This window comes from Streptomyces macrosporus, assembly GCF_039533145.1.
In the GTDB taxonomy this organism is placed as follows: Bacteria; Actinomycetota; Actinomycetes; order Streptomycetales; family Streptomycetaceae; genus Streptomyces; species Streptomyces macrosporus.
Map to the genome: position 1 here is coordinate 1 of NZ_BAAASZ010000058.1, position 8709 is coordinate 8709.

The following is an 8709-nucleotide window of genomic DNA, read 5'->3' on the forward strand; positions in this document are numbered from 1 at the left end:
TGTGGGCTTCGCCCTTCGGGGCCGGCCGCCGCTCGCTGCGCTCGCTCCGGCCTGGGGGCGGCCCGCGCTGCGGGCCGGGAGGGGTTCCGCTGCGCTCCACCCCCGGAACCGGCCCCGGAGCTGTGCGGGTGAACTGTCGTCAGCAGGTGCGTGAGGGCTGAGGTTGGGCCCGCTGCGCGGGCCTGGCCGGCTACGGCACGGAGGGGGTGCGGGGTGGTGGGGAATGGGTGACGGGCGGTCACGAGGTCACCGAGTCAAGGGAGTTTGCGGGTTCTCCTCACGGCATGATGCATCAGTGTGTAGAGTTTGGGAAAACACGCCACCCCCGGAGAAGACGGAGAACAGCCCGTGTACGGCATGCGATCAGCTCCTGATTTTCACCCAGGTTCGGCAGCAGGTTACGGTGCCGAACCGGCTCCTAAGTTTCAGTGGACTCACCAAGGAAGCGGCCCGGACGCACTGAAAGCGGAACGCCGGATCAGTGCAAACTCAGAGCCGAACATCACCGCGATGGGCCCGGTTCCGAAGCTCGAGAGGATGCACGTCGGTTACCGGGCCGCGTGGCGCGGCTTCGGCGGCCTTCGGCGGAGGGAGCGGGCATGGGGGACATGACCGCCACGGTGCGGGCCGCGGGTCTGGTCGTCGCGTACGCGGTCCTGGTCGATGCGAGCAACGCGTGTGACGCCCTGGACGAGGTGGTGGTGGCCGCCGACAGCTGGGGCACGGCAACGGACCTCATACGAGTCTGCGGCTACCGCAAGGTCCCCCGACGGGCCACAAGCGGCAAGGTCCCGACGGAGGCGCTGGAGGCCGCCCTCGCCGCTCCGGGCACGGTGCTCCGAAAACGCTTCATGGCGGACACCCCATGGGGGCCGGTCACCGGGTGAAAGCAGACTCTGTCTGCGGGGAAAAGCGCCCCTCTTTTTTCGCGGGAAACGTCGAGAAGGCTGTTCGACCGGTCACTTTGATCGAGTCTTCGCGGTCGAAAGCAGCGGAGGAACATTGAGTGCGATGAGGCTCCGGCCGCATCAGGTGGAGGCGGTGGACGCGATTGTCCGGGCGCTGGAATACCGTGCAGGTCTGGAAGTGCCCGCAGAGGGGTTGCGGGCCACGGCGGTGGCCGCCACCGGGGCGGGCAAGACCCTGATCGCCGCCGAGGCCGCGCGGCGCCTGGAGCCGCGCGGGCGGGTGCTGGTGCTGGTGCCCACCCTGGACCTCCTCACCCAGACGGTGGCGGCGTGGCGGGCGGCCGGCCACACCGGCCCGGCCGTCGCCGTGTGCTCCCTGGCAGGCGACGAGGCGCTGGCCGCGCTGGGAGTGCGGTGCACCACGCATCCGATCCGGCTGGCGCTGTGGGCCGGGACCGGGCCGGTGACGGTGTTCGCCACCTACGCCTCCCTCGCGCCGCGCCAGGAGGCCGACCCGGCCAGCCCAGACGGGAACCTGGTGGAGGCGCCGGGGCCGCTGGAGGCCGCCTTCCGGGGCGCGTACGGACAGCGCCTGGCGCCGTTCGGGCTCGCCGTGGTCGACGAGGCCCACCGCACCTCCGGAGACGCGGCCAAGCCCTGGGCCGCCATCCACGACAACAGCCGGATCCCGGCGGCGCGGCGGCTGTACCTGACCGCCACCCCACGGATCTGGGAGCCCGCCGGACGCTCGGACGAGGCAGAGGCCCCAGAGGGCGGGAACGGGCCTCAGAGAGCCGCAGAGGGCCGCCCAGAGACCGTTCCGGCCGATGCCGGGCGGCCGGTGGCGAGCATGGACGACCCACGCCTCTACGGGCCACAGGTGTTCACCTTCTCCCTCACCGAGGCGGTGGATCGCGGCGTCCTGGCCCGGTTCGAGATCGACGTCCTCGAGATCCACCCACCCCACCCCGGCACAGACGGGACAGCAGGGGTGACCGGAACGGACGGGACGGGAACGACAGGGGCCGGCGAGGAGGAACAGCGAGGCCGACGGCTCGCCGCCCTGCAGGCCGCACTGGTCAAGCACGCGGCCGCCACCGGGGTGCGCTCGCTGATCAGCTTCCACCACCGCACCGTGGAGGCGATGGCGTTCGCGCGGGCGTTGCCGGGCACCGCGGCCCGGCTACACGAGGCCGACCCCGCGCGGTATCCGCGGCGGGTGTGGGCCGACTGGCTCTGCGGCAAACACGAACCCGCCCACCGCCGGGCAGTGCTGAGCCGGTTCGCCGACGGCATCGACGACCACGGCTGGGAGACCGAACTGTCGGTGCTGGCCAACGTCCGCGTCCTGGGCGAAGGCGTCGACATCTGCGGCAGACGCGGTGTCGACGGCGTGGTCTTCGCGGACGTCCGCGGCTCGGCCGTCGACATCGTCCAGGCCGTCGGCCGGGCACTGCGGCAAAAGCCCGGCCAGGGGAAGGTCGCCCGGCTGGTGGTGCCGGTCTTCCTGGAGCCGGGGGAGGCGCCCGACGACATGCTTGCCTCCGCCTCCTATAAGCCGCTGGTGGCCGTGTTGCAGGGGCTGCGCAGTCACTCGGAGGCACTCGTCGAGCAGCTGGCGGTCGCGTCCGCGCCCAGCCGCACCCAGGCCGTGTCGGTGGCCGACCTCGACCCCGCCCACGGAGGCAGCGACGGCGGCGGTGAAGGCGAGAGCGAGGGGGCGCCGTCGGTGGCAGTGCCGCTGCTGCGCTTTGCCACCCCCCGCGACCCCGCGCTCATCGCGCAGTTCGTGCGCACCCGCGTCATCCAACCCGAATCCCAGGTCTGGCTCGCCGGACTCACCGCCCTGCGCACCTGGCACCAGCAGCACCGCAACGAGGGCCAGGGCCAAGAGCAGAAACAGGGAGACGTGCGCGAGCGCCAGGAACACGGCGACGGCGGCCAGGCCGAGGAGAGCGACACCGCCGGCCCGACCCGCAGGCCGGTGGCGGTGCCGCTCGACGCCCGCGTCGGCCCCTTCCCCCTCGGACAATGGGTCAGCGAACAGCGCCGCGCCTACCGCGCCGGAACCCTGGCGACGTGGCGGATCGAACTGCTGGAGGAAGCCGGCATGGTGTGGTCGGTACCCGACGCCGCCTTCGAGGAGAACCTCGCCGCGGCACGGGCCTACTTCGCCGTCCACGGAACGCTGTGCGCACCCCGGACGGCCGTCGCGCAGGGAAAGCCGGTCGGTCAGTGGCTCACCAACTGCCGCCGCCCCGGCGGACTCGGCAAAGACCCGCAGCGGGCCGCGGAACGCGCCGCCCGACTCGCCGCCATCGACCCCGACTGGAACCCCGCAGCCAAGGGCTGGACGGTCGACTGGCAACGCCACTACGCCAAGCTGCGGGCCTGCCTCCACGGCGGCGCCACCCTGACCGAGATCCGCCCCGGGGTGACCGTGGGCGGGGAGGACATCGGACTCTGGCTGGCCCGACAACGCACCAGGTGGCAGCAACTGACCGACGGACAACGCCAACGCCTGACCGCCCTGGGCATCACACCGACCATGCCGACGACAGCAGGCGGCACAGTGGGAAGCGACGGCCAGGCCGGGGGCGACGGTCGGACCAGGCAGGCACCGCGGGCGGTGGTGGTGCCCGCTGGCGCTTCCGCCTGGGACCGCGGCATCGCCGCGCTGCGCCAGTACCTGGGCCGGGAAGGACACGCGCGAGTGCCGAGGAAGTGGATCGAGACCGTCCACGACGAAGCCGGACACCAGCACCCGATCAAGCTCGGGGTATGGATCAACAACCAACGCCAGCGGCGGGACCGGCTGGACGCCGAACGCGCCGCCGTGCTGGAGGAGATGGGGGTGTAGGAGTCTCTGTCAGCCGGCACAGGGGCCGGGGCTCTCGCCGTCGGCCGCTGGACCGTGTAAGGTCCGCCCGCCGGGAGGGGGGACCATGGGGCGGATGCGAGTGCTGCTGCTGGACGCGGCTCCCGGGGAGCTGCTCAACCGTGAGCTGGAGCGTCTGCTCGGGCACGGTCTGGCTGTCACGCTGAACCTCCGGCGGGTGACCGACCCGGCGGGCGTGCGGGCGGCGTGGGCGGGCCGAGTGGCCTTCGCCGACTTCGACGCCTTCGATGAGCCGGCGCTTGTCGCCGAGACCGTCCGCGGCAGGCTCGGTTACCACGCACTCAAGTCCCGGGCCGGCGTCCCGCTGCGCGCCGGGTTCCTGGCGGCGGCGACCGGCCCGGCGCTGGCCAACCGGCTGAGGGTGATCGGCCGGGCCGGGGCGGGCACCGACCACGTGGACCTGGCCGCCGCCGCCCGCCACGGCGTGGCGGTCACCCACACCCCGGGCTCCAACGCGACCGCGGTCGCGGAGTTCGCCCTGGCCCAGTTGCTCGCCCTGACCCGGAACCTGGCGGCACACAACGAGGCCGCGCACGACGGCCGCTGGAGCACACCGGCCGCTCCCGCGGCCGAGCTGCCGGAGCTGACCCTGGGCATCGCCGGAATGGGGCGGATCGGCCGGGCCCTGGCGGACCGGGCAGCCGCCCTGGGCATGGCCGTTCAGGGCTTCTCCCGCCGCTCGGCACCGGCGGAGGGGGCGGTGCGCCAGGTCGCGTCCCTTAAGGACCTTCTGGCCACCAGTGATGTGGTGTCGGTGCATCTTCCGCTCACCGAACGGACCCGCGGGATGATCGGCCGGGCGGAACTGGCGCTGATGCGGCCCGGGGCGATCCTGCTGAACACCGCCCGGGGCGGGATCGTCGACGAACAGGCGCTGGCCGACGCGCTGCGCGACCCCGCCCACCCCTTGGCGGCCGCCGCCGTCGACACCTTCGCCCACGAACACGCCGCCTTCGCCTCCCCCCTGTCCGGCGTGCCGGGCGCCCTGCTCACCCCGCACATCGCCGGCATGACTCGGCGCGCCATGGCCGAGGCGGCGCTGCGCTGCGCCGACCACATCGCAGCCCTCCTCACCGGCCGCCCGCACGGCATCCCCGTCGTGGCACCATGACGCCCGCAGAAGGCCATCCAGCAGATCGCCAGCCCGTACGCGGGCACGGCTGTACCGGATGGCGATGGCTGCTGTCAGTCGTACGCCGGTTCCCGTCAGTTGGGTGCCGAAGGGCTGGGATACCTGGGACCAGGACGGCAGGCCGTGCTGTCCCGTGCTCGGTGGAGAGGGGCCGCACATGCCGAGAAGCCGTGACGGGGATCCCGGAGACGCTCCGATGGCTGTGTTCCCGCCGGCGTCGGGGAGAGCGGCGGCGATGCCCCGGCTGCTGGACCTCGACGGTCGCGGGGAGTTGAGAGCCGCGCATGTGCGCCTGGTGGCCCGCGCGTTGGGGAAGTCGGAGCGGACGGTGTGGCGGTGGCTGGCCGCCGCTCGGGAGGATCACCGTCTCGGACGGGTGGAGTCGTCCCATTTCACGGTCACCACGGAGGTCCGGCGGCTGCTGGCGCTGTGGGGCGGTAACGCCTCCCGGGTCCACGCCGAGCTGGTGCAGCGGGCGGCCGACGATCCGAACGCGCCCGCGGCGCCGTCGCTTTCCACGTTGCACCGGGCGATCCGCCGGGACCTGACCCGCGGGGAACGGGCCGGCCTCAAGAGCGGGGAAGCAGCGCGGCGCGCGCATGACGTCTTCGGGCAGCGGCCTGCGACTCACCGCAACGCGGTGTGGGAGGGCGACCACAAGCACGTGCCCGTCGAGGTAGACGTGGAAGGTGAGCTGGCCACGCCGTGGGTGACCTGGTTCATCGACTGCGCCACCAAGGCGATCACCGGGGTCGCGGTCACCGCGCACGCTCCGAGCCGCGACGCGGTGCTGGCGTCCCTGCGGATCGCGATCACCCGCACGGAGCCGTTCGGGCCGGTGGGCGGGCTGCCCGGTCAGATCCGGGTCGACCGCGGCAAGGAGTTCCTGTGCCGGGCGGTCACCGCGGCGATGGGTGCGCTCGCCGTCCCCGTGACCGACCTGCCCGCCTACACCCCTCACTTGAAGGGCACGATCGAGGCTTTGAACGACGCGGTGGAGGAGATGTTTCTCGTCTCTCTCCCCCGCTACACCGGCCGCCAGAAACTCACCGGCGGCAGGGTCGCCGACCCCGGCGCCCCGCCCCTGACGTATGAGGCGTTCGTGGGGCTGCTGCTGGACTGGGTGGCCTGGTGGAACACTTCTCACCACCCGTCCGCGCTGAACGGGAGAACCCCCCTCCAGGCGTGGCAGGCCGACGCGACGCCGCTTATGGACGTGTCCGCGGGGCAGTTGGCGACGTTCGCGTTGGAGGACGACGGGCGCACGTACACCATCAGCACATCCGGGGTGCGATGGCGCCGCCGCGATTACCTCGCTCCGTGGATGAACGGCCGTACCGGCACCAAAGTGTCGGTACGGCACCTGCCTCACCACGACGACACCATCGAAGTCTTCGACGCCACAACAGGCCGCCACCTCGGCTCAGCGTCCCTGGCCGCTGCGGCGAGCCAGGAGCAGATCCAATCCGTCCGGGCCGCCCGGACCGCGGCCGCCCGTCGGCTCAAGGCCGACCTGAGGGCAGCGGAGAAATTGCGTCGGCGGCGCTTCGAGGCCTCCACCACCGCGGCCCCGCCTCGTCCGCTCGTTGCCTCGACCTCTGCGCGGGCCGAAGAGGAACTGGGAGCGGCGGCGCAGACGGATCGCCGTGCGCTGGCCCGTCCCGATCTCGTTCCGCACGGCCCCGCACCCGATACCTGGGCCCGTCCCAGGCCACCGCGCACACCCACTCCTGATGAGGACCGAGCTGATGATCGCTGACCTGGACTACGGGCTGCTGCCCGACGAGAGCGAAGACCACTTCCTGGGCCTGGAGCAGGCCCAGTTGGTCGGCACGGACACGCTGCTGACCACCCGGGACAACATCGAGGCCGTCATCGAGGCAAAGGCCATGATGTGCGTCTACGGGCCGGCCGGCTCCGGAAAGACGATGTCGGTGAACTCCGCGCTGCGCCACCTCGCCCCGGACATCACCCACCGCCTTGAACTACGAGCCGGCCCGACCCCCAGGGACATCCGCCACGGCCTCTTCCAGGCACTGGGGCTCCCGGGTGAGCCGCCGGCCCGCCCGATCGAGTTCGACACCCTCCTCAAGGAAGCGCTCGCCGAGGAGTTCCGGATCTTGGTCTGCGACGAGGCGCAGTGGATGAAGAAGACCGGGTTCGAGTTCTGGCGCCACCTGTGGGACGACAAACGCACCAACATCGCCGTCATCTTCGCCGGAGGCGATGGCTGCTACAAGATCCTGCGCCGCGAACCCATGCTCGCCTCCCGGATCTTCATCTGGCAGGAGTTCACCCGCATGTCCAAAGACGAGGTACGGGCCACCATCCCCGCCTTCCACCCCGTCTGGGCAGACGTGGACACCGTATTGATCGACGCCATCGACAAGCAGGCCGCCCACGGCAGCTTCCGCAACTGGGCCAACATCACCACCCACATCCTCTCCGGCATGAAGAAACCGAACCTCAAACAGGTCGACGAAAACCTCGTGCGCTGGGTCTACAGCAAGATCGGCGGCGTGTAGTGACCGTCGGTGGCCTCCCACCCGTCACTGTCCTCATCGACAAAGACGACCACCCCGCCTGGACAGCCGCCGCACATGCCGCACGCGCTCCGGCTATGGGCCGTCTGACCGTCGACCCCAGCCCCGCCGACGGCGCGCCCGCCGCCCTCGCCCACGACCTGCTCTATGCCCTGGGCAAACGCCTCCCCACAGGCGGAGAAACGTACGGGACATGGGCCGACTCCCAACACCCCGCCCGGGACGCCGTCGCCGCCTGGATCCTCACCCACCGCATCATGCATCTCATCGTCTGCCGCACCGACCACCTCACAGGCGCCCGCCAAAGGCAACTACTCGCCCTGCGCGAACGCTGCGGCATCCGCCTCACCCTCCTCTGGCACCAGCCGGTCACCCCCGTTCTGAGGACACTCCTCGAACAGACCCCGTACCGCCTCATCGACACCCTCCCCCAGGCCCGCGCGGTTCTGGACCGCACGGAACACTCACCAGACAGCACGCGAAGCGCCGGACAGCGAGGGCCCACCAGGCCAGCCTCCAGCCTGGACGACGCGCAGTGGATCACCTTCCCGGTATGGCCGGACGGCATGGTGACAGACCGTCCGAAACGCGCCGGATGCCCGGGCGCGCCCAAGCTCACCTCCACGGAGAGCAGCGCACCACCCGCGCGAGGGCAGAGCCGCACACCGGCAGACGTCCTCGCCACCCGGCTGAACACCGTGGCGCACCCCCTGCACGCGACAGCCCTGACCATCCACGCGGTCACCGGGGCAGACATCAGCAGGCTCACGCTGGTCCGCGGAATCGACATCAACGAAACAGCGACCGCCGTCAAAATCCACGACAGCACAGCCCACCGCAGATGCCGGCTCCACCCCCTCCCCACCTGGACGCGCTGCCTCGTACACGCCGCCGGCATCCACGGACAGCTCAAAGACCGTGCACCGGACAGTCCGCTCTTCCCCCTCATCACAGCCCAGGGCGGCGAACAACTCCGCCTCACCGCAGCAGGAATCCGCTACACACTCGGCCACCACCAGTAGAAGGCGACACCGACGGCCCCCGGTCACAACTGTCAGCACCCAGCCCCTGCCATCACAGCCCTGACCAGCGACAACACATCTCACGCCATACCGACCGGCAACCAAATGACCCGCACCATCAGCAAAAACGTCAGCACCAAATCGGCATCCCTGACAGCACCCAAGTCACCCACGACAACCCACTGAACAGCAGAGAGCTCGAAAC

Annotated in this window: 6 protein-coding genes; all 6 read left to right on the forward strand. The window is 71.2% G+C overall.

What is annotated here, in order from left to right; genetic code table 11:
• Positions 1 to 599 precede the first annotated feature (599 nt).
• The 6 genes from ABD335_RS30660 to ABD335_RS30685 all read left to right on the forward strand — a co-directional run bounded on the left by ABD335_RS30660 (position 600) and on the right by ABD335_RS30685 (position 8504).
• A complete protein-coding gene (locus tag ABD335_RS30660; protein ID WP_344329412.1) occupies positions 600 to 887 on the forward strand; it encodes a hypothetical protein in 288 nt (95 codons plus the stop codon).
• Between the two features lie 124 nt (positions 888 to 1011).
• Entirely contained in the window at positions 1012 to 3768 is a 2757-nt protein-coding gene (locus tag ABD335_RS30665) for a DEAD/DEAH box helicase (protein ID WP_344329413.1), read from the forward strand.
• A gap of 85 nt (positions 3769 to 3853) precedes the next feature.
• The gene (locus ABD335_RS30670; protein WP_344329415.1) at positions 3854 to 4918 is read left to right on the forward strand and encodes an NAD(P)-dependent oxidoreductase; all 1065 of its coding nucleotides are present in this window, start codon (positions 3854 to 3856) and stop codon (positions 4916 to 4918) included.
• A gap of 256 nt (positions 4919 to 5174) precedes the next feature.
• Positions 5175 to 6698 (forward strand): Mu transposase C-terminal domain-containing protein, encoded by a 1524-nt coding sequence (locus ABD335_RS30675; protein ID WP_344329416.1) that lies wholly within the window; start codon positions 5175 to 5177, stop codon positions 6696 to 6698.
• Entirely contained in the window at positions 6688 to 7464 is a 777-nt protein-coding gene (locus tag ABD335_RS30680) for an AAA family ATPase (protein WP_344329418.1), read from the forward strand. The genes ABD335_RS30675 and ABD335_RS30680 overlap by 11 nt, the downstream gene beginning before the upstream one ends.
• A gap of 95 nt (positions 7465 to 7559) precedes the next feature.
• Positions 7560 to 8504 carry a hypothetical protein gene (locus ABD335_RS30685; protein WP_344329420.1) on the forward strand — a complete coding sequence of 315 codons (945 nt, stop codon included), beginning with the start codon at positions 7560 to 7562 and terminating at the stop codon, positions 8502 to 8504.
• Positions 8505 to 8709: the final 205 nt, after the last annotated feature.